Source organism: Streptomyces sp. CA-249302 (assembly GCF_050936785.1).
Classification (GTDB): Bacteria; Actinomycetota; Actinomycetes; order Streptomycetales; family Streptomycetaceae; genus Streptomyces.
Map to the genome: position 1 here is coordinate 3,600,851 of NZ_JBNJMG010000001.1, position 22,580 is coordinate 3,623,430.

The window sequence follows — 22,580 nt, forward strand, 5'->3', positions numbered from 1 at the left end:
ACTGTAAGTGCCGCGCAGGTCAGGGGCGTTGCCCATGGCCAACACTTTGCGCAGGCCATTCGAAAATCTCGCCCGTATATCGCACTACGGATTTCCGGACGCCCACGGAACGGCCGCATTTTCGAGCGCTTTTCACTGACGGTCGTCAACGGCAGGCGATATGGCGATTAGTTGTGCGGCCGGGAGGGCCGGCAGACCCTCAAGATCCACCGGTGCACGCCACGGTGGCCCCTGGCGCAGGAAGTCACGCTGTGTAGAATTCAACGCCGGGTGCATTCATAGGCGTGTCCAGTGACGGTGAGGCCTGCGATGACATACGACGTCGGTGTGGTCGGAGGCGGCTTCGCGGGGTCCGTCCTCGCGGCCGCGCTCGCACGGAACGGCGTGAGCACGCTGCTGCTCGAAGCCCGCCCCTCCCCCGGCTTCCGCGTCGGCGAGACCCTCGTGCCGTACGCCTCATCGCTGCTGCGCGCGGTGGCCCGGCGCTACGACGTGCCCGAGGTGGAGGCGCTCGGCACGCTCAGGTCGGTCGAGCGGGACGTCTCGGCGCGCTGCGGGGTCATGCGGAACATGGGGTTCGTGCTGCACCGGGAGGGCCTGCGCCAGCACCCCGGCGAGGTGTACCAGGTCGTCAACCCGAAGGTCGTACCCGATCCGCCGCACCTCTTCCGCGAGGACACCGACGCCTATCTGCTCGACGTCGCCCGGCACCACGGCGCCGACGTGCGCACCGGCACCGACGTCACGGACGTCCGGATCGATCCGGACAGCGGTGTACGGCTGCGCACCGCCGACGGGGACGACTTCGCCGTGCGGTACGTCGTCGACGCGGCCGGTCACCGGTCCCCGCTGGCACGGGAGTTGAGGCTGCGGGAGGAGCCGCCCACGTTACGGCACCGCTCGCGCGCCTTCTTCACCCACATGGCCGGGGTCCTGCCGTACGACCGGACCCCGGCCGGACGGCTGAACGGCCAGCCGAGTCCGTGGCACGAGGGCACCCTGCACCACGTGTTCGACGGCGGCTGGATGTGGGTGATCCCGTTCGGCAACCAGCGGCAGCCGTCGGCGGGTTCGGTGTGCAGTGTGGGGGTCGTGCTGCGGGAGACGGGCGGTGAAGTCCGGCCGCCGGAGGAGGAGTTCGGGGCGCTGCTCGCCCGACACCCGGACCTCGCTGCGCAGTTCGAGCACGCCGCTCCCGTCCAGCCGTGGACCTCCGCCCCGCGCCTTCAGTACTCCTCCCGGGCCTCCGTCGGCGACCGCTACTGTCTGCTCGCGCACGCCGCCGGATTCGTCGACCCGCTCTACTCGCGCGGCCTGGCACACAGTCTCGAAGTCGTCGGGGCGCTCGCCCGGCCGTTGATCGACGCCGCCCGGGACGGCGACTGGTCGGCCGCGCGGTTCCGGCCCGTCGAGGAGCTCCAGCGGGGGCTGCTGGCCGCGCACGACGACCTCGCGTACGCCTCCTTCGTGGCCTTCCGGGACTACGACCTGTTCAACGCCGTCGTCCGGGTGTGGACGCTCGGCACCGTGCTCGGCGCGCTCGCGGTGGAGAACGCCTGTGCCGCGTACGCGAAGAGCGGCGACGAGGGCGTCTTCGCGGCCGCCCTGCCCGGTGGCGCGCACTTCGCCTCCCTGGCGCCGCTCGCCCGCGCCCTCTGCGAGGAGGTCGAGAGCGGCAGCCGTACCCCGAAGGACGCGGCGGAGCGGATCTTCGCCGCGCTGGGTGCCGCCGACTACGTGCCGCCCCCACTGGGGCTCGCCGACCCCGCCGACCGCTTCTTCCACAACACCCCGGCACGCATGGTGCGGGCCGCCCGCTGGGTGCGTACCGAGGCGCCCGAGGAGACCGCCGCGCTGCTGAAGGGAGCCATGGCCGGGCTGGTCAGGGAACGGCTCAGGAGCCGCCGACGACGACAAGGAGACAGCACATCATGGAGCCACAGGCAAGCAGCACGTTAGAGCCCGCCAAGGAGAAGGAGACGTACGACGTCGCGATCCTCGGATCGGGGGTCGCCGGCTCCATCCTGGGCGCGATCCTTGCCCGACAGGGCGTCAGGACCCTTCTGCTGGACGCCGGTTCGCATCCGCGGTTCGCGATCGGCGAGTCCACCATCCCGTTCACGCTGGTGTCGATGCGCACCCTGGCCGAGCGGTACGACGTCCCGGAGATCGCCCATCTCGCCTCGTTCACGGACACCACGCGCGCCATCGGACCCCGGTTCGGCGTCAAGCGGCACTTCGGGTTCCTGCTGCACCACCCGGGCGCCGCGCAGAACCCGCGCGAGGTCAACGAGTTCAACACGCCGCCCCAACTCCTGCACGAGGCGGCGCACTTGTTCCGGCAGGACACCGACTCCTACCTGTTCCAGGTGGCCGTGCGCTACGGCTGCAGCATCCGCCAGAACTTCTTCGTCACCGACATCGACTTCGACGGGTCGGGGGTGACGCTGGCCGGGCGGGGTGGCGAGTACCGGGCCCGGTATCTGGTCGACGCGAGCGGCTTCCGGTCGCCCGTGGCGGACAAGTTCGGGCTGCGCGAGGATCCGTGCCGGTTCAAGCACCACTCCCGGTCGGTGTGGAACCACGTGGTCGACCTCACCCCCACCGACCGCATCTTCGACCACGTCCCGGTCGAGCAGCGCCCGCCCGTGCCCTGGTACGAGGGCACCGTGCACCACATGTTCGAGCGGGGCTGGGCCTGGGTGATCGGCTTCGACAACAACAAGTGGTCGAAGAACCCGCTGTGCAGCATCGGTATGACGGTCGACCCGCGCCGCTATCCCAAGCCGGAGAACCTCACTCCCGAGGAGGACTTCGCGCAGCTGGCGGCGCCGTACCCGGACGTCGTCCGGCAGTTCGAGGGCATGAAGCCGGTGCGTGAGTGGACGGCGACGGGACGCCTCCAGTACTCCTCCCGGCAGACCGCGGGCGACCGCTGGTTCCTGCTCTCGCACGCGGCCGGCTTCATCGACCCGCTCTTCTCCCGCGGCCTGTCCAACACCACCGAGGCCCTCAACCTGCTCGCCTGGCGCCTGCTGCGCGCGGTCAAGGACGACGACTTCTCCGGCGAGCGCATGGCCCCCGTGGACCGGCTCCAGCAGGGGCTCTTCGACTACAACGACACCCTGGTCAACTCGGCCTTCATCTCCTGGCGCGACTACGACCTGTGGAGTGCCGTCTTCCGGATCTGGGCGTGGGGCGCCAACGCGGGCGTCTACCGCATGCAGAGCGCCCTCACCGAGTTCCGCAAGGACGGCCGCGACAGCCACTTCACCGACCTGGAGGAGGTGCCGTACCCGGGCCTGTACTGGCCGGACCACGAGGGCTTCGCCGAGCTGTACCACGCGATGGTCCGGCAGTGCGAGGCGGTCGAGGCCGGTGCGGTGAGCTCGGAGGACGCGGCCGACTTCCTCTACGACCGGCTGCTGTCCGCCGACTTCGTCCCGAAACACTTCGGCTTCGCCGAACGGGACGTGCGGTTCCTCAACCCGCGGCCCAAGACACTGCTGAAGATGGTCCGTTGGGCCGCCACCGAGGCGGATCCGGTCGTGCGCAGGCTGGTCCTCGGCAACGGACGGGAAGCGGTGAAGGCACGGCTGCGCGGCAAGCGGCTGCTCTGAGGCATGAGTCCCGGACCGGCGGGACGTATGAGAAACCCGCCGGTCCAGAGGGGGTAAACCCCCTTCCGACAAGGCAGTTGGCCGGATGGGAGGGGCGGGCCGGATCCGGGAGGCTCGTGTCCATGAAGGAGATCACGAAAAGCGCCGCCCTGATCGCAGCCGCCTCCGGCATCGTCTTCGGTGTCCTCACCCCCCTCACCGCGTCCGCCGCCGACGCGCCGCTGGAATGGGGCAGGTGCACGGGCTCCGGACTGGACCCACGCCAGCAGTGCGCGACCCTCAAGGTCCCCCTGGACTACGCCCGTCCCGGCGGCCCGAAGATCGACCTCGCCCTCTCCCGCATCCCCGCCGAGAAGCCGTCCGCGCGCCGGGGCGCCCTGCTGCTGATCCCCGGCGGGCCGGGCGGCAGCAGCCTCGACGACCCCTCCGGCAAGGGACAGAAGCTCCCGAAAGACGTGCGGAACGCCTACGACCTGATCGGGTTCGCCCCACGCGGCAACGCGCCCTCCACGGCGCTCAGTTGTGGGCTCGACCACGCCGACCTCGCCCTGACGAAGCTGCGGCCCTGGCCCGCCCCGGACGGATCCGTCGCCGAGAACATGAGCAACGCCCGGCGCGTGGCCGACACCTGCGCCCGCAACGGCGGCGAGCTGATAAGGCACATCAGCACGGTCGACAACGCCCGCGACATCGACCGGATCCGGGCGGCGCTCGGCGAGCGGAAGATCTCCGCGTGGGGCGTCTCCTACGGCACCTACGTCGGCGCGGCCTACGCCCAGCTGTTCCCGCAGCGCACCGACCGCATCGTGCTGGACAGCAACGGCAACCCCGACCCGGTCCGGGCGGAACGCGCCTGGCTGCAGGCGTACGAGGTGGGCGTCGAGGACAACTTCCCCGAGTTCGCCAAGTGGGCGTCCGCGCCCGGCAATCCGTACCGCCTGGCCGACACGGCTGCCGAGGTCCGCCCGCTCTTCCTGCGTCTCGCCGCCCGCCTGGACCGCGAGCCGATCCCCTGGCCCGGCGCCAACCCGGAGGAGCTGAACGGCAACGTCCTGCGCCAGACCATGCTGAACAGCTTCTACGACCCCGACGACTACGCCGGCCTGGCCCAGCTGATCCTGGCCGCGCGGAAGGGCACGGTGCTCCCGGCCCCGCAGTCCCCGCCGGACTCGGCGCTGCAGAACGTCACCGCGGTCGGCGTCGCCACGATCTGCAACGACGTCGCCTGGCCGAAGTCGACTGCCGTGTACCGGAAGGCGGTCGAGGAGAGCCGGGCCAAGTACCCGCTGACGGCCGGCATGCCCCGTAACGCGATGGTGTGCGCCGCCTGGCCGTGGCAGCCGAAGCGGGCGCCGGTGCGGATCACCGACCGGGGACCGGCCGACGTCCTGCTCGTGCAGGACGAGCGCGATGTGGCGACCCCGCTGAGCAGTGCCCGGAAGATGCGCGAGGCCTTCGGCCGCCGCGCGGTCATGGTGACCGTCGACTCCACCGGCCACGAGGCCTATCTCGCGAACGGCAACGCGTGCGGCGACGCCACCGTCTCCCGCTTCCTGGCGACCGGTGAGCGGCCCGACGCGGACCTCTACTGCAAGTGATCGCAGCGACGGCCGTACTGCCCGGCCAACACGTGGAACGCCTCCTTCGGCTCCCAGTGCCAGCCCGAACGGGGGTCGTCGGGGCGGTCCTTGATGGTCTTGGTGATGCTGTAGCTCGCCAGGTCGAGGTCCTTGCGCGGGTCGTCGGCGCGGTGCGGGGCGTCGGGGGTGACGAACTCGAAGGCCATCGCGCCGTACAGCCCCATCGACTCGAAGACCGCCAACAGGTCGGCCAGATAGGCGGCCTGGGTGTGCTCGCTCCGCACCAGATCGCCCTTGATCTCGCCCTTCTCGTAGTCGACGACGTCCCAGCCCATGCCGCCCGCCCGGGGTGCGCCCCTGTACGTGCAGGTGCCGAACTCGGTGATGGCGAGGGGCTTGCCCCAGCGCAGGTACTTCCTCAACTCCCGTACGTAGTCGGTGTGGTGGCGGAAGTACGAGTAGTAGTCGATGCCGACGACGTCGAAGAGCCGCCAGTCGACCCGGTCGTCCTGGGCGGCGGCGTAACTCAGCCTGCCGTGGAAGACGGAGCGGCCGGCCTTCGCCGCCTTCGCGGTGAAGCGGTCGAGGCGCCGCTGCATCTTCACGGGGTCGAAGTTGCCGGTCTGGAGGTTCTTCACCCGCTCCAGGACCGTCTCGCCCGGCACGATCCCGGGCACGAACAGCCAGAACTCGCAGCCCACGCTGAAGTCGACGCTCGCGCCCTGCCGCCGCAGCCGCTCCGCGAACCGCCCGCACTCGGCCATGTGCTCCAGGGTCTCCCGCTCCGGCGCATCGGCGAGGGTCGGCTGGAGCCACACGTGCAGCCCCCGCTCGGCGGCCTCGGCGGCGGTGGCGGTGAGCCGCTCGACACCGTCGCCGGTGACGTCGACGGTGTCGGCGTGCAGCCGGTCCCGAATCGCCCGGACATCCGCACGCATCCGGGCGGCGCTCCAGGCGGTACCGGGGGTCTCACCCTCGCCGACGGTGTAGACGACACCTCGGTGCCGCAACCCCCTGCCGGTGGCCTCGGCCGTCCCGGACCCCAGCGCCGCCGCCGTGACCCCGAGGGCCGCGGCCCCCGCCAGAAAACGTGCCCGACTGATCCCCTTCGTCTCATCCATGCCCTCACTGTGGCGTTCCCGGGCCCGCCCCGCCGTCCGCCGATGGTCTACGGCCCGGCAACGAAGGAGTGAGTCACGGCGTCGGTCACTGAAGAGATCGTCGGCGGCAGCACGGCGCCCGCCTGGGCGTGTTCGCGCACAACGTCCGCACCGGCCGCTCCGTCGCGCATCGCGCCGACGAACGCTTCCCCATGTGCTCGACCTTCAAGACCCTCGCCGCCGCGGCTGTCCTGCGCGACCTGGACCGGCACGGCGAGGTGCTCGCCCGCCGTGTCCGCTGCACCCGCGACGACCTGGTGGACGGCGCCCCCGTCACGGGGACGGAGGAGCGCCTGGCGAACGGCATGACCGTCGCCGAGCTCTGTGACGCGGCGATCCGGTGACCCGTCCGGACCGCTGGGAGCCGGAGCTCAACACGGCCGAACCGGGCCGCGTCACGGACACCACGAGCCCCCGCGCGATCGGCCGGACCTACGGCCGCCTGGTCGTGGGCGACGCCCTGAACCGCCCGGACGGCGAGTTCCTCACCCGCTGGCTGCTGGGCAACACGACCGGTGGCGGGCGCATCCGCGCCGGCGTGCCCGGGACGTGGACGGTCGGCGACAAGACGGGCTCCGGCTCCTACGGCACCACCAACGACGTGGCCGTCGCATGGCCGGGCGGCGGCCCTGCTAGCCGAGGTGCTGGGCCCGTAGCCGGTCAGTGCGCGGGTTGTGGAATGCCCTCGTCCGGCAGGCCCAGCGTGGCGTCCCACAGGCGGGTGAACTGCCTCATGCGGTGTTCCACGTGGGCGGAGCGGGCGTTGAGGGTGGTCTTGGCGTTGACGTCGTTGGTGTCCTGGTCGATCTCGTAGGACAGCTCCCGGTCGAAGACGATGAAGTCGGACTTCGTGCCGTGCCGTGCCCAGGGCGGGAGTTCGGAGAGGGCGACCAGGCGGGCGTCGATGTTCAGGGCTCGCTGGTTGCTGCACAGGGCCCGTACCTCGTCGTCGATCTCCTCGGGGATGTCGACGAGGAACAGCCGCCGTATCGTCACGCCCTTGGACACCGCGTCGGTCTGCGCCTCCAGATAGCGGGCGGCGGGCTCGCTGTCCCAGAAGTCCCGGTCGACGGAGGTGCTGGTCGCGTCCAGGCTGTGCGAGATGCACTGGGTGAGGCCGATCAGCCAGTCCTGGTTCTCGCCGAGGCAGTCGGCGCTGCGGCTGCTGAGGTTCTCCAGGAGTCCCGCGAGCCGCTCTATCTCCAGGCTGGCGAAGGTCTTCACGGTCTCGTTGTTCAGCTGGCCGCACTCCGTGGCCCGGCGGGCCAGCTTGATCACGGCGTCCGAGCGCAGCACCGAGCGGTCCACGTTGCTGAACAGCTCGGTCGCCGCGTTGATCTGCCGGAACCGGTCGTCGACCAGTTCGGTGAGCGCGACATGGTGGTTGACCAGGTTGTCCTTCACGTCCCGGATCAGGTCGGACTGGCCGGTCTCGATCTCCTCCAGCCGTTTCTCGAAGTCGACCAGGTACTGCACGATCAGCGCGGCGCCGCCGATGACGACGGAGGCGGTCAGGTTCCACACGTCCCCGGCGCCCTGTTTCTGGTCGAGGGCGTTGGTGACCAGCAGGGCGATGACGAAGACCAGGGAGGTCACCAGGATCTTCATCAGCACCGGCGGTACCCGCAGCCCCCTGGGTTCGGGGCGGCGCGGCCCCGGCGCGGCGGGCGGCGACTGTCCGGTGGTCGTCGTCGTGGTGGCAGTGGTCGTCGGTGCTCCGTTCATGTCTTCTCCCCCGTCATGTCGACTGCTTCGGAAGGGCGTTGAGCAGAGCCAGTCGGTCCCGGACCCGCTGGACGAGGTTGTCCCACTGGCGGGTGAATCCGGGGTCCTGTTCCAGTACGTCCCACAGGGCGCGGAGTGTGCGGTCGCCGCGTGCCCGGGGCATCCACAGGTGCATCAGGTGCTCCGCGGCGGGCCGCAGGGCCTTGAGCGCGTCGGGGCCCTCGACCGGGCCGAGTCCGCCCGCGAGCAGCCGGGCGACCGTGGTGAGCAGCCAGTCGTGGAGCGCGAAGTCCTCGCAGAGCGCGGTGATCGCGGCCGGTTCGGTGCCGGCCGGAACCCGCAGTCGTACGGTGCGCAGGTCGTCCTCGGCGAGGGTGAACTCCTCGATGGCGGGCCCCTGGCCGGTCTCGGTGGGCAGCGCCGCCCAGCGCAGGCGGGTGGGGCGGGACTTCAGGGGCGCCCGCTGGTCGAGCAGCGGGTGCCGGACCAGGGAGGTGAGCACGCCGTCGGCGATCAGGCCGAGGTCGAGTTCGCCGGGCCGGCCGCCGCTCAGGAGGCCCTGCGCGGCCGACTCGGGGAGCCTGCCCAGGGGTTCGACGACTCCGGGCCGTATCAGGTAATGACCCCAGGGGCGGCGCCGGTCGGGGCCCTGGGCCGGGGTCCGGAAGTAGGCGCTGGTCTGCAGGATCCGGCCCTCGGTGAGTGCCGCGCGGGCGGCCACCGTGCCGACCACGCGGACCTTCGCGCCGTTGGCGGTGGGCAGACGGCAGTCGACGCCGGTGAGGGTCTGCGGGGAGAGCGCGTAGAGGTTGGGGCGCACGGAGACGAGGACGCGTTCGTCGGCGCGCAGCCGCAGCAGCTGGGCGGCGGCGCGGGCGTCGAGGGGCCGGCCGGACGGCAGGACGCAGGTGCGCACCTCTCCGCAGGCCAGGACCGCGGGTGCGGTGTCCGGCGGGGCCGTCATGTCAGAGGTCCGGGTAGAAGACGTAGGAGACGCGCTCGACGACGGAGTCGGGCGTCGGATGCCGCTCCCTGCCGGTGCGTTCGGTGATCTGGCCGACCGCTCCGCTGTCGACGTCGGTCTGGTCGAGGATCACCCGCACCGCGTGCTCCACGGGCAGGAAGCGGGCGGGCAGCACGGAGCAGGTGCGGTAGGCGCTGAACGGGGCCGCGGCCGGGTTGAGCCGGACCAGCGGGGGTAACTCGTCCCATTCGCGCGGGAGTTCACCGGGGCTCGCCTCGCGCGGGGTCAGCACGGCCTCGCCCTCGTTGCGCAGCAGACCCAGGCGGGCGAGCTGCCAGACGGTGGCGAGGAAGGGGCAGGACCAGGTGCGGTCGCCGTCCTTGTCCTCGTCCCACAGCTCGACGTCCACGAAGATCGAGTGCCGGCGGGCGGCGGTCTCGCTCGGCGGCCGCCAGGGTGCCCCCCTGCTCATGGCCTGCGAGCGCGCGGCGGGGGTGCGCTGGCCGTTGGCGAGCCAGCCGGACTCGCTGACGGGCGGCCGGGCGCCGTAGCTGCCGGGCGGCGGCGACTCGACCAGGCGGCCCGCCACGGCCTGCGCGAGCGGGACCTTGTCGGCGACGGCACAGGCCGACTCGCGGGCCAGGTAGTCGATGACGAGCCCGGCCTCCGCGGCCGTCTCCAGGACGAGCGGCACGAGGTCGGCGGGCGTGGAGAAGCGGCTGAAGTAGTCGTCGATGAGGAAGCAGGTGCTGATCCGGGGCCGCCCGCCCTCGGTCCGGGCCACGATGTCGGCGCGCGCCGCGTCCGCCCAGGGCCGTACCCGGGCGAAGTGCTCGCGCAGCCGGTCCGGGCCGCCCTCCAGGTCCTCCATGTACAAGTGGCCGAGTTCCAGGGAGAGATGGGCGAGCGGCACCGACTCGGTGCGGGGCTGCGCCGCGGTCTCCCGGAAGACGTCCGTCACGGCTGCCCCCAGTGGATGTCGTCGGTGAGGCGGCGGGCGATCTCCTCCAGCGCTTCCAGGGTCTCCTTGTTGGCGATCCGGGTGGCCACGACCTCCTCCTCGGTGATCAGCTGCTCACGCCACTGGAGGATCGGCTCCAGCGGTACGGTGCCCAGCAACACGCTGTCCCCCACGCCGAGTTCGGCCGCGAGCCGGCGCAGTCGTTCGTCGTACATCTGCATCCAGGCGGACTGAGCGGGCGACAGGTGCGACCACAGCGAGGAGTCGGGGTCGGGTACGGCGGCGCGCACGAAGCGGATCACGGACCTGAGCGCGTCCTTGTCGTGGCCGCGTTCCGCGCCGCCGTCGAGCAGGCCGCGGGCCTCGAAGACCAGCCCGGCCGCGGCGATGACGTGCTGCCGGGTCCAGCGGTGGAAGACCACCCAGCGCGAGACGACGTTCCGCAACTCTCGGCGGGCGGTGGCCTCCAGGACCATGTCCATCGCGTAGCTGCGGCCGGCGCTGAGGTCGACCAGGATCAGGTCGAACTCGCGGTCGAGGCGCAGCAGGAGGTCCACGCAGCGGTCCACGGAGTCCCCGTCGGTGACGAACTCGCCGCCGCTGACGTCCCCGGGCAGCAGCACGAGCCGGCCCGCCCCGATCGGCGTCCGGCGCAGCACGGTGTGCTCGGTGCGCCGCCAGATGTCGACGCGGGCCGCCTCGGCGGCCGTTCCCTCCAGATACGAGTGCAGGCCGCCGCCGTCCTCGATCGCGATGCCGCGCTGCATGTCGGGCACGTCGAAGACGGCGGGCGCGGTGGGCGAGCCGAAGTCGAAGTCGACGTAGGCCACGTCGTCCCCGGCCAGCGCCCGCTGGTAGGCGAGGTTGGCGCTGGTCACGGAGCGGCCGGTGCCTCCCTTGTCGGAGGCGGCGAAGACGATCACCGGCGCACCTCCCCGGCGGCGGCGCCCCGGGCCTGGGCGAGGGTGTCGAGCTCCACGAGCACGGACATGGCCAGTGCGCTCGCGGTGCCGGGCTGCCTGCGGACGAGTTCGCGGGCGCGCCGCAGCCGGATCTCGATCATCCGCAGGGACTTGGCCAGGTCGCTGTCGGTGGCGACGACGGACTGCATCTGTTCCTTGCCGAAGCGGTGGGTGGCCTCGCTGAGCAACGAGGTGGCGTAGGTGCCGAGTTGGGGGCTGCGCACCGGCTCACGCGCGTAGAAGTTGTACGCGGCGACCATGCACTCGGTGAGGCGCTCGGTCATGCTCCAGGACAGCGGCTCCTCGCGCTTGGGCGCGACCGGGAAGACCGCCTGGACGTCGTCCCAGAGGTCGGCCCCGTCGCCGTCCTCGATGCGCCGCTGCCACAGGTGCTCGAAGGTGGCCTCGGCCAGCTCCAGGAGCCGGTTCTGGGTGCCGACGTTGCGGGAGAACGCGGCCAGCTGGACGGTGCGCTTGAGGAGGTGCGCGGAGAAGTCGGTGACGGTCCACTGGAGGAGGGGTCCGAGCTTCTCGCTGCCTTCCAGGGGCAGGATCACGCCGGGGCTGTGCAGTTCCAGCGCGGAGTCGTTGCGGGTGACGGGGCTGTTGATGCGGCCGCGTTCGGCGAGGCGCCACAACACCTCGGCGGTGCGGGCGAGTTCCTCGTCGCCGGCCCGGCTGCGCACCAGGTCGTGGACGACGAGGGAGGCCACGGAGAGCGAGAAGTACTCGGATTCGAGTTTCTGGTTGGTGACCCGCCAGGGGATGTCCTCCAGCGGCCAGCGGTCGGCGCCGAAGCGCGCGATGCCCGACCAGTACTCGCGGGTGACGGTCCAGCGCAGCCGCAGCGCCTCTGCAAGGGTCTGCTGTTCCTCGTTGAGCAGACCGAGGGCGAGGGTGCGGTCGGAGGACAGGTCCTGGATGCCGTCCAGGGCGACGACGGTGAAGTAGAGGTGGGGCACGGGGTCGGCGACGCCGTCGGACTGGATGCCGATGGGCTGCCCGCCGCCGAGGACCGGCGGCGCGTCGCTCGCCACGCCCCAGGCCCAGCCGCACTCGAACATCATGCTCGGGTCGCCCAGTCCGTCCGCGACGTCGATGCCGAGCGTGATGCGGTCGGCGATGGTGGCGCGCAGGCCCGCGAAGGTCTCCTGGAACTGCTGGAGCACGGCCCGTTCGGACAGCCGGCGCTGGCCGAGGGTGCGGGCGAGGCGCCGGCCCTGGGTGCTGTCGTCGGCGTCGAAGACGTTGACGGTGAAGGAGCGCAGCAGGCCCACCATGGCGGCGGTGAGCCGCTCGCTGGTGGCCTGTTTGAGTTCGTCGACGGCCTGCCGTACCTCGGAACGGACGGTGGTGTCCTTGTACTTGTCGAGGAAGCCGAGGGTGGCCAGGCACAGCGTGACGGACATGGAGAAGGAGTCGACCACCCCCAAGTCCCGTTGCTCCTGGGTGACTTCGGTGTCCGGGTCCTCGGTGCCGAAGTAGTAGCCGCCGGCGAAGCTGGGGCTGCCGTCGGCCGCGGTGTGCCGGTGCATGAACTCGGTGAGCGCGGCGACGAGGGCCGTCGGGATCTCGGTGCGTCCGCCGACCTGTCTGAGCGTGCGCTGGACGTCCTTCTGGGTGGTGTCCGGCTCGTCGAGCCGGAACTCGGGGATCTCGGTGGCCGGGTACATGAGGCACAGCAGCCGCTCGGCGTCGGCGACGCTGCTGTGCCCTCCCCAGTCCCCCCAGACCCAGCGTCCGTCGTCGAAGGAGTGTCGGGCGATCGCTTCCCAGATCTGAAGCAGATGAGCCCTCGGCTTGATCTCCATCCCCATGCCCCTCACACAGGTCGTGACCGCTGCCCCGGCCCCGAGACCAGATTCCGGAACGGGAAATTCAGGACCGGCGGCCCTGATTCCTCTTTCCGTAGGCCAGGATGATTCCGGTATGCCCTGGACGCACCATATGGCTCACCTCACCCAGGCGTTTTGTCTCGATTTCCCCGGCGAACTTCCGGAGGCTTTGCTTCACCTGTGCCTCGTCGACATCGCACGCCGGAAAATGCCGGTTGCCGACGTCATACCCACGGGAGCCCTCCATGAACGCGGCGGCGAAAGGAGCGCCGGGCGCCAGGCTGCGCATGAAGCACCGGACCGCCTGTCGGAACTCTTTGTGCGAGGTGGAGATGGATTCGGCCACGAAGAACATGGTCCCCATCTGCCACTTGCCGCGGGTGGCGGGCCCACCGAACAGTCCGCGGCGGCCGAGCTCGAACAGATTCCCCTCCTCGACGCGGACCGTTTGGTGAAATCTTTCCGTCCGTTCCCCGTCGATGTCGGCGTAGGGCTTGCTCTCGCACAGCACCTTCCAGAAGGCGTCCCAGTCCGGGTCGAGGCCGTCGCACTGCTCCTGGAGATAGCCGACGTTCTTCGGCGCCCGCTCGAAGAGGGTGATCTCCTCGCACCACGGCAGCATCGCAAGCGCCGGATAGAGATTGGCCCCCGCCCCGATGTCAATACCCAGAATCGGCCGTTCCGCCTGGTCGGCGAAATGCCTGCTGAAGTGATCCCTCATCAGCGAGAGGATCTCCGCATCCACATCGAGAAGATCGCGGTAATTCTGGGCGAGGTATGCGCTGGGGTCGAATTCGTCCCACGGTGCGTCGCTATTGAGGACGCACGTGTCGACCGGAGCTCGGGAGGTCATGCTCGACCATACACCCCGGCGTGACCGCCAAGAAAGCTACCACTTTACTATGTGCGATCGAGTAACCGGGTCGATAAAATGACATAGCCGAAAGCGTGCTTGTTGCACGTAAGACGCGCCGTCATCCTGAGCGGGACCCCCGGGAGGTGGCATGGGTGCTCTGCCCGCGCGTCGCACCGCACGGCAACTTCGGCTGAGAGGCGTCACGGAGGCGGACCTCGACGCGCTGGCCCTCCTCGACCGGGAGACCTTCCCGGAGGAGCCGTACCCCTACTTCGTACTGCGTCAGATGTACGACGTGTACCCGGACCACCTGCTCGTCCTGGACGACGGCACCGAACTCAAGGGATACGTACTGGTCGGCACCGCGCCCGACAAGAGCCGCAGCTGGATCCTGGGGCTGGGCATCACCCGGGACGAGCGCGGACAGGGGTACGGCCGGCGGCTGATGGACGAGGCGCTGCGGCGGCTGCGCGGGATCGGGGTGGCGGAGGTGCTCCTGACCGTCGTCCCGACGAACACGGCCGCGATCCTCCTCTACGAGACCCTCGGCTTCACCGCCGAACAGACCACCCGCCAGGACTACTTCGGCCCGGGCGCGGACCGCCTGGTGATGCGCCTGCGCCTCTAGGACCGGCCGAACCGCCGCACATACGCCCGCTGCCACGGCGTCTCCACGGCCCTCGGGTGGTAGTGGCGCCGTACGAACTCCACCGCCTCGTCCGGCGGTACGCCGTCCAGCACCGCGAGACAGGCCAGCGCCGTCCCGGTCCGCCCGCGCCCGCCACCGCAGGCGACCTCGACGCGCTCACCCGGAGCCCGCTCCCAGGCCTCGGTCAGCGCGGCGCGGGCGGCCGGCCGGTCGGTGGGGAGCCGGAAGTCGGGCCAGCGGATCCAGGTGAACTGCCAGGGGACGGGCGGGGGTTGCCTGCCGAGGAGATAGAGGGCGTACGAGGGGGTGGGTGCCGTCGGATCGAGAGGGTGGCGCAGGCCGCGGCCGCGGATCAGACGTCCGGACGGGAGCCGGAGCACACCGGCGCCGCGCTCGTCCCACTGCTCGCCCGCCACCGGACCTCCTCAACCACCGCAACAGCCAAGGGGATTCACTCCCGGCCCGCTTCCCGCAGCGCCTTCTCCAGCAGCGCCCCCGCAGCCCATCGCATCACGTCCTTGGCCTCCTCGGGGTCGAGTTCGCAGACGTCGCGGGTGGTCACCAGGGCTTCCACGCCGTAGACCAGGTTGACCGCGTTGGTCAGGCGGCGGTGGAGGTCGGGTGGGAGGTCCGCCGCGAGGGGTTCGAGGGCGGTGCGGGTGACGTCGAGGCGGCGGCGGTTGCGGATGGGGGTGTCGTCGCCCTCGGACGGCTCGGTCCAGCGGGACAGCGAGGCGATCAGCACCGCCCGCCACACCGCCTCGTCGCCGAGCTGCATGTCCGCGATGCGCGAGACCACGAGGTCCAGCCGCTCGGCCGGGTCGTCGGGGAGGTCGGCGACCGCCTCGAAGCCGCGGGCGACGGTCTTGGTCTCGCGGAGCAGTTCCTGCGGGTTGGAGAAGTAGCGGTAGGCGGTGGCCACCGACACCTGGGCCACCTGGGCGGCGTCGGCGATCGTGACCGGTCTGCCCTCGCGGACCAGGGAGACCGCGGCCTCGACCAGTGCGCGCCGGGTGCGCAGCTTCTGGTTGCGCCGGCCGTCACCGACCGGCCCGGCGTCCGCCCCCCGCGCGCCGGTAGTGCTTCCGGCACGCCCTTCGCTCATGAGAAATTCCCCTTGTCGTGAGAGACTCTTCTCATTACGGTAGCACTGTCTCACAAACGGGGGCCGTGCCCTGCGGGGTGCGGCACGAGCGAGAGGGGGTGCCCCATGGGCACCATCACACCCGCCGAAATGGAAGTCCTGATCGGGTCCCACATGCTGGCCGAGGAGCACGGCGACCCCGGGGAGGCGGTCGCCTCCTACACCGAGGACGTCGAGCACGACGTGGTCGGCTTCCCGGGCGACCCGATCCGCGGCATCCCGGCCGCGCTGGAGCGCTACGAGCAGCTGGTCAAGGATCTGCGCGTCGAGAGGTCGGAGCGCACGCACACGTACTACTCCGACGACGCGGCGACGGTCGAGGACCTGATCACCGCGGTGGTGACGGGCGACTTCATGGGCATCCCGGGCAACGACCGCAGGATCACGTTCAGGATGCTGCACGTCTTCGAGTTCAAGAACGGCAGGATCTCGAGGGAGAACGTCTGGCTGGACGGAGCCTCCATCGCAACCCAGCTGACTGCAACGCCGTAAAGGGTAAAGGGGCGCGGGGCTGTATCAATCTGCGGCTCCGTCGTGTGGGCGCGACCGGCCCCCACCGGCCCGCAGCCGCCACCGAACCGCTACCCCACCCCACCTGAGGCACGTGCCTCGATCCCCCGGAAATGCACAGCCATCGCCCGCTGCGCGCCCTCGACGTCCCGGGCGCGCAGCGCCGTCACGATGTCCCGATGCCGCCCCACCGTGACATCAGCAGCCGGCCCGTCACACCGCCCCCGCACCCCCGCAACCCGTCGGAACACCGCCCAGAACGCACCCAGCAGTTGCGGCACCAGCGCATTGCCCAGCGGCGCGTAGAGCAACTCATGGAATTCCCGGTCGAGTTCGGGAAACGGCCGCCCCGCCCGCCCCGCCGCCTCCATACGATCGACCACCCCCTCCAGCCGATCCAGCTCCGCGTCCGTGAGCAGCACCGCCACCCGCCTCAGCAGCCCCTCCTCCAACACCTCCCGGACCTGAAGGATCTCGGCCAGCGCCCCCGTGTCGTCCTCGTGCCGGGCAAGCGTGCGGAAGGTCAGCCCGTCGGCCAGCGGGGTGAGCGAGGCCTGGCCGACATAGGTGCCGTAACCGTGTCTGATCTCCACGATGTCGAGGGCCTGGAGCGCCTTGAGGGCCTCGCGCACCGAGTTGCGGCTGACGCCGAGCTCCTCCATCAGCTCGGTCTCCGTGGGCAGCGCGGCGCCCGGGGCGAGCCGTCGGTCGAGGATGATCTGCATGACCTCGCGCCGGATCCGGCTGTTCCGGGTCTCCGTGTTCCTCGGCTCCGCGGGCATGGGCCGCATCGTACGCGCACCGGACATCCCACGTCCCATGTCCGGCGCTGACGTGGGCCAACTCCCGCCATTCGAAAGCGCCATTGGTGCGACCTCTGGCGGCTACGCCATTCGTGTGCGCTGCCTTGACCACCCCCCGCACCCCTCCTATGGTCGCGCCTGACGACAGGACGTAGGACGTCGTATCTCCTCACCGTTGGAGGAACCGTGCACCGCCGGACCTTCCTGAAGCACACCGGCGCCCTGAGCGCGGCCGCCGCCGTCTCCGCGTCGCTGTCGGCCTGCTCCGCCGGGCCCCAGTCCACGAACGACACCGGCAGCGGCGGCGGCAAGGGCCGCACGCTGACCGCGGTGATCGGCTACGGCAACGACGGCAGCTGGGATCCCACCCAGACCGCGTCCGCGTTCTGCATGGCTGCCAACAACCACGTCTACGAGGGGCTCCTCGACACCGACCCGATCTCCCGGCAGCCGTACGCCGCGCTGGCGACCGAGGTGCCGAAGGACCTGAACGCCACGACGTGGAGGTTCACACTGCGGGCCGGCGCCAGGTTCCACGACGGGAAGCCCGTCACCGCCGACGACGTCGTGTTCGTCTTCGACCGGATCCTCGACCCGAAGACCCAGACCCTCGCCAAGGGCTTCTTCGCGAGCTGGCTGAAGGAGGTCCGGAAGGTCGACGCGTCGACCGTCGAGCTGGTCCTCAAGTTCCCCTTCCCGGAAGGGGTTTCGCGGCTCACCCTCGCCAAGATCATGCCGAAGCACGTCTTCTCCGCGCCCGGCGCCTGGGACAAGGCCGTCGCGGGTCTCGCGGTCGGCTCGGGGCCGTACCGGCAGACCGCGCACCACCCGAAGTCGAACACCACCTTCGCCGCCTTCGCGGACTACAACGGCCCGCGCAAGGCGGCCTTCGCGAAGATGAACTGGCTGACGATCGTGGACGCGGCCCCGCGCGTCGCCCGGATCTCGGGGTCCAGCGCGGGCGCGCAGATCTCCGACAACATCCCGTACGCCAACATCGCGCAGCTCAGGAGCGGTGGGCTGTCGGTCGCGGGCGGCGCCGGGATGAACAACCTGTTCCTGATGTTCAACACCAGGCACAAGCCCTTCGACGACGTCAGGGTGCGGCAGGCGCTGCACTACGCCATCGACACCGGGAAAATGGTCGAGGTCGCGCTCAAGGGGCACGGGAAGCCGTCGTCCTCGTTCCTCAACGAGGGGAACCCCGGCTACCGGCGCGCGAAGACGGTCTACGACTACGACCCCGACAAGGCGAGGGCGCTGCTGAAGGCCGCCGGGGTGAAGAACCTGAGGATCGACATCCTTGCGGTGAACGTGAGTTGGATCGTCGACTGTCTGCCGACCATCAAGTCGTCCTGGGACGCGATCGGCGTGAGGACGACCCTCTCCCCGCAGGAGACGACCGCCGTCTTCACCAAGCTGGACCAGAAACAGGACTACCAGGTGGTCGCCGCCGCCTCGAACCCCAACCAGTTCGGCCTCGACGCCGACCTGATCATGCACTACAACTACGGCCCCACCAACCTCTGGATGGGCTACACCCGTTGGGCCGACAACCCGGTCGCCAAAGCGCTCTTCAAGGACATGGACCGGGCCACCCAGGAGCCCGACGCGGACAGGAAGAAGGCGATGGTCCAGGACTACATCGACGTCGTCGCCGAACAGGCCGTGCTCTACCCGGTCGTCCACAACGAGCTGATGACCGCCTGGGATCCGCGCCGGCTCACCGGCATAAGGGCACAGCCGTACCCGGGCATCAATCTCCTCCAGGCCAAATGGGTCTAGGGGCGCGCCCGTGATCGCCGTCGTCCGGATCCTGCTCCGCCGCGTCGTCCTGCTGGTGCCGCTGATGCTCGGCATCGTGCTGTTCGTGTTCCTGGTGATGCGGTTCTCGGACGTCGACCCGGCGTCCGCGTTCTTCCAGGGCGCCAACCCCACCCCGCGGCAACTGCACGACTTCCGCGAGCGGAACGGCCTTCTGGACCCGCTGCCGGTCCGTTACGTCCACTTCGTGGGCGACCTGCTCCAGGGGAACATGGGCACCAGTGCCCTGACCCGCGCCCCGGTCCTCGACCAGGTCGCCACCGCGCTGCCGCTCACCCTCCAACTCACCTTCCTGGGCCTGGCGATCGCGGTCGTCCTGTCCCTCGTGGGCGGCGTCACGGCGGCCATCCACCGCGACCGCCTCCCCGACCAGATCATCCGCGTCGTCTCCCTCACGGGCGTCGCCGCGCCCGGCTTCTGGCTGGCGCTGCTGATGATCCAGTACCTGGCGGTCGACCTCGGCTGGTTCCCGACCGGCGGCTACATCAACCCGGCCGACTCCCTCACCGGCTGGCTGAAGACGATGGCCCTGCCCGCCCTCGCGCTCTCCCTGCCGGTCGCGGCCCAACTGACCCGGATCGTACGGACGTCGGTGGTCGAGGAGCTCGACAAGGACTACGTCCGTACGGCGATCGGCAGCGGGCTGCCACCGCGGGTGGTGGTGGGCCGCAACGTGCTGCGCAACGCGCTGATGAACCCCCTCACGGTCCTCGGCCTGCGCGTCGGCTACCTGCTCGGCGGCGCGGTCGTCATCGAGACGATCTTCTCCCTCCCCGGCATGGGCAAGCTGATGATCGACGCCGTGAAGAACGGCGACCCGGCGGTGGTGCAGGGCGTCGTCCTGACGACCGCGACCGGCTTCGTCGTCGTCAACCTCGTCATCGACGTCCTGTATCTGCTGGTCAACCCGCGACTGAGGGAAGCGTCCTGATGTTCACGCGCAAGAGCCTCGCCGAGTCCCTCTCGCGGCCCGGCATCCGGCTGCGCGGCCGGCGCCGGCTGCCGCCGCTGTCGAAGTTCGCCGTCTGCTTCCTGGCGGTCGTGGTCCTGGTGGCCGTCCTCGCCCCGCTGCTCGCGCCGGACGACCCGCTCGACCAGCAGGCGCCGGTCGACGGCACGGGGCATCCGTCCGCCGAGCACTGGATGGGCCAGGACAGTCTCGGCCGGGACATCCTGAGCCGGCTGATGTACGGGGCCCGCTGGTCGCTCGCGATCGGCCTCGGCGCGACGGCGCTCGCGCTGGTGGTGGGGGCGGTCATCGGCGCGGTCGCGGCGACCTCCCGCAAGGGCGTCGACGAGACGCTGATGCGCTGTCTGGACGTGGTGATGGCGTTCCCGGGCATCGCCCTGGCGGCGGTGCTTGTGGCCGTGTTCGGGGGCGGGATCACGGTCCTGATCTGCGCGATCGCGTTCCTGTTCACGCCGCCGGTGGCACGGGTCGTACGGGCGAACGTCCTCGACCAGTACGGCGAGGACTACGTGACGGCGGAACGGGTGATCGGGGCGCGGACCCCGCACATCGTCGTACGGCACGTGGCCGTCAACTGCCTTGCCCCCATCCTGGTCTTCTGCACGGTCCAGGTCGCCGAGGCGATCGTCTTCGAGGCCTCGCTGTCCTTCATCGGGGCGGGGGTGCGGCCGCCGGATCCGTCCTGGGGCAGCGTCATCTCGGACGGCAAGAACATGGTGTTCACCGGAGGTTGGTGGGCGACCGTGTTCCCGGGGCTGCTGATCCTGGTGACGGTCCTGGCGCTGAACATCCTGTCCGAGGGGGTGTCGGACGCGTGGGCCGCACCGGCGGCCCGGGAGGTCGAAGTCCGGCGCGAGGACGACCACTTGGAGGCAGCGGAGGCAGGGAGCGGCGAGGTGCTCCGGCTGCCCGGCCTCACGGCCGCGGCCCGACGACTCCGTGCCCGGGCCCGCGTCCTCCCCGAGGGACAGCTGCCGCTACTCGCCGTCGAGAACCTCGCCATCGGCTTCGAGGACCGCCACGGCGGTGTCGACATCGTGGACGGCATCAGCTTCGAGGTGCAGGCCGGTGAAGTCCTCGGCCTGGTCGGGGAGTCGGGATGCGGGAAGTCCCTGACCGCGCTGACAATCATGGGGCTGCAACCCCGCGGCGCCCGAGTCCGTGGCCAAGTCCGTTTCAACCAGCGGGACCTGCTCGCCGAGCCCATGCGCGTCCGGCGTCGCCTCCTCGGGCACGAGATGGCGATGGTCTATCAGGACGCCCTCTCCTCCCTGAACCCGGCGATGACCATCCGCGCCCAGCTCAAGCAGGTCGTACGGCGCGGTGGGCTCCGTACCCCCGCCGAACTGCTCGCCCTGGTCGGCCTCGACCCCGACCGGACCCTGCGCAGCTATCCGCACGAGCTCTCCGGCGGGCAGCGGCAGCGCGTGCTGATCGCCATGGCGCTGTCCCGGGACCCGAAGCTGATCGTCGCCGACGAGCCGACCACCGCGCTGGACGTGACCGTGCAGGCGCAGGTGATGGAGCTGCTGCTGCGGCTGCGCGAGGAGCTGGGGTTCGCGCTGATCCTGGTCTCGCACGACCTCGCGCTGGTCGCGGACGTCACGGACCGGGTGGTGGTGATGTACGGCGGGCAGATCGTGGAGACAGGCGTGACCGCCGACCTGGTGGAGGCACCGGCCCATCACTACACGCGCGGGCTGCTCGGCAGCGTGCTCTCGCTGGAGTCGGCCGAGGAGCGGATGACCCAGATCAAGGGTGTCGTGCCCTCCCCCGCGGACTTCCCGGCCGGCTGCCGTTTCGCCGACCGGTGTCCGCTCGCCACCGAGCTCTGCCGGACCACCCCTCCCGACCTCCTCGGCACGCCCACCCACACCGCGGCCTGTCACCACCCGGCGGTCGAGCTCGTGACCTCGGAGGCCGTCCAGTGAACGCGATCGTCGAGCTGACCGGCACCCATGTGGTGCACAAGGCGCGCAGCGGCGGCCTGTTCACACGGGACCGGGTGTACGCGCTGACCGGCGCCGACCTCGCCGTCGCGCCCGGCGAGACGGTCGGCGTGGTCGGCGAGTCCGGCTGCGGCAAGTCGACGCTGGCCAAGGTGCTGATCGGCATCCAGCGCCCGACCGCGGGCACGGTCTCCTTCCGGGGCCGCGACCTGTGGTCGATGCCGCCCGCCGAACGCCGGACCACCGTCGGAGCCGGCACCGGCATGATCTTCCAGGACCCGTCCACCGCCCTGAACCGCCGGCTGCCGGTCCGGCAGATCCTGCGCGACCCGCTCGACGTGCACGGCCACGGCACCAAGGAGCAACGGGGCGACCGGGTAAGGGAGTTGATGGCGCTCGTCGGTCTCCCCCGAGCCCTCGCGGACGCGCTGCCCGGTCAGCTCTCCGGCGGTCAGCGCCAACGCGTCGCCATCGCACGGGCGTTGGCGCTCGACCCCGGCCTGGTGGTGGCCGACGAGCCGACCAGCGCGCTGGACGTGTCGGTGCGGGCGCAGATCCTCAATCTCCTGCTCGACCTCAAGGAACGCCTGGGCCTGGCCCTGGTGTTCGTCTCGCACGACATCCAGACGGTACGGCGGATGAGCGACCGGGTGATCACCATGTACCTCGGCCGGATCGTCGAGGAGTGCCCGGCCGCCGATGTCACCGACCGGGCCCGGCACCCGTACACCCGCGCCCTCTTCTCGGCCACGCCGAGTCTGTTGAACCCGATCGAGCCGATCGCGCTGAAGGGGCCTGTCCCGTCGGCGACGCGGCCGCCGAGCGGCTGCCCGTTCCGTACGCGCTGCTGGAAGGCGGACGCCCTGTGTGCGGAGGTGATGCCGGGCCTCGCGACTGCGTCGACGCCCGGCCACAGCTTCCGCTGCCACCATCCTTTGACATCCTCCGCCTCCGAAGAGGACGGATTCCAGCCCGGATGAGCTGAGGTTCACGGGCGCTCGATCACTCGTGTGATGTCACCCCTCCGGCGTGTCCCGCCGCGACACTGGGACCATACAAGAAAGTTGG

The 22,580-nt window shown here is 70.6% G+C and carries 19 protein-coding genes and 1 pseudogene; 10 read left to right on the forward strand and 10 right to left on the reverse strand.

Going from position 1 to position 22,580, the window contains the following annotated elements; genetic code table 11:
- The first annotated feature begins 309 nt into the window (after positions 1-309).
- From ACQEWB_RS16165 to ACQEWB_RS16175, 3 genes are all read left to right on the forward strand, one after another.
- Positions 310-1,959 (forward strand): NAD(P)/FAD-dependent oxidoreductase, encoded by a 1,650-nt coding sequence (locus ACQEWB_RS16165; RefSeq protein ID WP_432831453.1) that lies wholly within the window; start codon positions 310-312, stop codon positions 1,957-1,959.
- Positions 1,932-3,620: an NAD(P)/FAD-dependent oxidoreductase gene (locus ACQEWB_RS16170; protein WP_432831455.1), complete on the forward strand. Its 1,689-nt coding sequence runs from the start codon at positions 1,932-1,934 to the stop codon at positions 3,618-3,620. The genes ACQEWB_RS16165 and ACQEWB_RS16170 overlap by 28 nt, the downstream gene beginning before the upstream one ends.
- Before the next feature lie 122 nt (positions 3,621-3,742).
- A complete protein-coding gene (locus ACQEWB_RS16175; protein ID WP_432831457.1) occupies positions 3,743-5,218 on the forward strand; it encodes an alpha/beta hydrolase in 1,476 nt (491 codons plus the stop codon).
- Here the strand turns inward: ACQEWB_RS16175 and ACQEWB_RS16180 are convergent.
- On the reverse strand, positions 5,206-6,321 hold the full coding sequence (locus ACQEWB_RS16180; RefSeq protein WP_432831459.1) for an abortive phage infection protein: 1,116 nt from the start codon (positions 6,319-6,321) through the stop codon (positions 5,206-5,208). The genes ACQEWB_RS16175 and ACQEWB_RS16180 overlap by 13 nt on opposite strands.
- Positions 6,322-6,449: 128 nt before the next feature.
- Here ACQEWB_RS16180 and ACQEWB_RS16185 point away from each other — a divergent pair.
- Positions 6,450-6,931, forward strand: a pseudogene (locus tag ACQEWB_RS16185) (serine hydrolase); the annotation flags it as partial.
- A gap of 89 nt (positions 6,932-7,020) precedes the next feature.
- Here ACQEWB_RS16185 and ACQEWB_RS16190 read toward each other — a convergent pair.
- From ACQEWB_RS16190 to ACQEWB_RS16215, 6 genes are all read right to left on the reverse strand, one after another.
- Positions 7,021-8,085 carry a hypothetical protein gene (locus ACQEWB_RS16190; RefSeq protein ID WP_432831461.1) on the reverse strand — a complete coding sequence of 355 codons (1,065 nt, stop codon included), beginning with the start codon at positions 8,083-8,085 and terminating at the stop codon, positions 7,021-7,023.
- Positions 8,086-8,098: 13 nt separating this feature from the next.
- A complete protein-coding gene (locus ACQEWB_RS16195; protein WP_432831463.1) occupies positions 8,099-9,049 on the reverse strand; it encodes an SCO2521 family protein in 951 nt (316 codons plus the stop codon).
- Between the two features lies 1 nt (position 9,050).
- Positions 9,051-10,010: an SCO2522 family protein gene (locus ACQEWB_RS16200; protein WP_432831465.1), complete on the reverse strand. Its 960-nt coding sequence runs from the start codon at positions 10,008-10,010 to the stop codon at positions 9,051-9,053.
- Positions 10,007-10,933 (reverse strand): SCO2523 family variant P-loop protein, encoded by a 927-nt coding sequence (locus ACQEWB_RS16205; protein WP_432831467.1) that lies wholly within the window; start codon positions 10,931-10,933, stop codon positions 10,007-10,009. Before ACQEWB_RS16205 ends, ACQEWB_RS16200 begins: the two co-directional genes overlap by 4 nt.
- The gene (locus ACQEWB_RS16210) at positions 10,930-12,783 is read right to left on the reverse strand and encodes an SCO2524 family protein (protein WP_432831469.1); all 1,854 of its coding nucleotides are present in this window, start codon (positions 12,781-12,783) and stop codon (positions 10,930-10,932) included. Before ACQEWB_RS16210 ends, ACQEWB_RS16205 begins: the two co-directional genes overlap by 4 nt.
- A 67-nt stretch (positions 12,784-12,850) precedes the next feature.
- The gene (locus ACQEWB_RS16215) at positions 12,851-13,660 is read right to left on the reverse strand and encodes an SCO2525 family SAM-dependent methyltransferase (RefSeq protein WP_432831471.1); all 810 of its coding nucleotides are present in this window, start codon (positions 13,658-13,660) and stop codon (positions 12,851-12,853) included.
- A gap of 151 nt (positions 13,661-13,811) precedes the next feature.
- Here ACQEWB_RS16215 and ACQEWB_RS16220 point away from each other — a divergent pair, with 151 nt between their 5' ends.
- Positions 13,812-14,291 (forward strand): GNAT family N-acetyltransferase, encoded by a 480-nt coding sequence (locus ACQEWB_RS16220; protein WP_432831473.1) that lies wholly within the window; start codon positions 13,812-13,814, stop codon positions 14,289-14,291.
- Here the strand turns inward: ACQEWB_RS16220 and ACQEWB_RS16225 are convergent.
- A complete protein-coding gene (locus ACQEWB_RS16225; RefSeq protein ID WP_432831475.1) occupies positions 14,288-14,728 on the reverse strand; it encodes a protein-tyrosine phosphatase family protein in 441 nt (146 codons plus the stop codon). The two genes, ACQEWB_RS16220 and ACQEWB_RS16225, sit on opposite strands and share 4 nt — an antisense overlap.
- Before the next feature lie 35 nt (positions 14,729-14,763).
- Positions 14,764-15,417 carry a TetR/AcrR family transcriptional regulator gene (locus tag ACQEWB_RS16230; protein ID WP_432831477.1) on the reverse strand — a complete coding sequence of 218 codons (654 nt, stop codon included), beginning with the start codon at positions 15,415-15,417 and terminating at the stop codon, positions 14,764-14,766.
- A gap of 105 nt (positions 15,418-15,522) precedes the next feature.
- Here ACQEWB_RS16230 and ACQEWB_RS16235 point away from each other — a divergent pair, with 105 nt between their 5' ends.
- The gene (locus ACQEWB_RS16235) at positions 15,523-15,948 is read left to right on the forward strand and encodes an ester cyclase (protein ID WP_432831479.1); all 426 of its coding nucleotides are present in this window, start codon (positions 15,523-15,525) and stop codon (positions 15,946-15,948) included.
- Between the two features lie 89 nt (positions 15,949-16,037).
- On the opposite strand, the gene ACQEWB_RS16240 is transcribed toward ACQEWB_RS16235, so the two are convergent.
- The gene (locus tag ACQEWB_RS16240) at positions 16,038-16,757 is read right to left on the reverse strand and encodes a FadR/GntR family transcriptional regulator (protein ID WP_432843847.1); all 720 of its coding nucleotides are present in this window, start codon (positions 16,755-16,757) and stop codon (positions 16,038-16,040) included.
- A gap of 198 nt (positions 16,758-16,955) precedes the next feature.
- Between ACQEWB_RS16240 and ACQEWB_RS16245 the strand changes: the two genes are divergently transcribed.
- From ACQEWB_RS16245 to ACQEWB_RS16260, 4 genes are read left to right on the forward strand one after another with little or no spacing between them, the layout of a single operon-like run.
- Positions 16,956-18,554 carry an ABC transporter substrate-binding protein gene (locus ACQEWB_RS16245; RefSeq protein WP_432831481.1) on the forward strand — a complete coding sequence of 533 codons (1,599 nt, stop codon included), beginning with the start codon at positions 16,956-16,958 and terminating at the stop codon, positions 18,552-18,554.
- A 10-nt stretch (positions 18,555-18,564) separates the two neighbouring features.
- On the forward strand, positions 18,565-19,524 hold the full coding sequence (locus ACQEWB_RS16250; protein ID WP_432831483.1) for an ABC transporter permease: 960 nt from the start codon (positions 18,565-18,567) through the stop codon (positions 19,522-19,524).
- Positions 19,524-21,494 (forward strand): dipeptide/oligopeptide/nickel ABC transporter permease/ATP-binding protein, encoded by a 1,971-nt coding sequence (locus ACQEWB_RS16255; RefSeq protein WP_432831485.1) that lies wholly within the window; start codon positions 19,524-19,526, stop codon positions 21,492-21,494. Before ACQEWB_RS16250 ends, ACQEWB_RS16255 begins: the two co-directional genes overlap by 1 nt.
- Positions 21,491-22,492 (forward strand): oligopeptide/dipeptide ABC transporter ATP-binding protein, encoded by a 1,002-nt coding sequence (locus tag ACQEWB_RS16260; protein ID WP_432831487.1) that lies wholly within the window; start codon positions 21,491-21,493, stop codon positions 22,490-22,492. Before ACQEWB_RS16255 ends, ACQEWB_RS16260 begins: the two co-directional genes overlap by 4 nt.
- Positions 22,493-22,580 lie beyond the last annotated feature (88 nt).